This is a genomic window from Flavobacterium poyangense, assembly GCF_011751075.1.
Lineage (GTDB): Bacteria > Bacteroidota > Bacteroidia > Flavobacteriales > Flavobacteriaceae > Flavobacterium > Flavobacterium poyangense.
Window position 1 is genome coordinate 1 of the sequence record NZ_JAALLN010000109.1, and the last position, 668, is coordinate 668.

2 protein-coding genes are annotated in these 668 nt (G+C 48.2%); both read left to right on the forward strand.

Annotation, left to right across the window (positions count from 1 at the left end; all coding sequences use genetic code 11):
• Positions 1 to 136: 136 nt before the first annotated feature.
• Complete coding sequence (locus G3A47_RS22830; protein WP_166926581.1) at positions 137 to 472, forward strand: hypothetical protein; 336 nt, start codon at positions 137 to 139, stop codon at positions 470 to 472.
• Between the two features lie 15 nt (positions 473 to 487).
• Positions 488 to 668: hypothetical protein (locus G3A47_RS22835; protein ID WP_208328410.1), on the forward strand; the 181-nt coding region annotated here is incomplete at its 3' end.

Sequence of the window (668 nt, forward strand, 5' to 3'; positions counted from 1 at the left end):
GACCTCAACAAGTCCGGGGCTACTGCCAGCGATGAGCAGAAAGCCCAAACAGTCAATAATTGGAAATTCTAGGCAATTCAATAAAGCGGGTCATAGGGTATAATTCTATGATCTGAATGTAAACTAGGAGCACATCATGTCACACAATGATTTTATGGCTGGCCTGGTGCAGGCCGCCAAACAGGTGTGCCACACCAAACAAGCGATTGAGCTGAGTCCGGAGCAGACTCTGGAGTTCTTCAACAATCGTAAAATCTGGGAGGAATATGGAATTGGTATGATATGCCAAGAGGGTGAACTCGTACAGCTGGATCTGCCGTCATTCCCCCTTCCAGTGCGCACCAACACAGTGGAATGGTATACGACGGAAGATGGTGTAGAGATCATCCCGAAGTTCCAGTATCACTCAATCGTAAACTTCTTTTTACGCCGTTGCGGGACTAATCTGATCCCACAAGGCATGAGAACTTAACAAGAGGAACACCAAATGTCTGTAGAACAAATCGGCTTTTATGTACTACCATCTGATCCTGAATCCCGTCGCAAGCTGATAGGTGCAATTGAAAACTGTCGCGCCGCCCAGGTCCGCATCAAGTCGGAACAGACTTTCATTACTGAGACTCTGGCCGAGCTGGCGAAAGACACGGGTATCAAGGCCAGCGACTTGC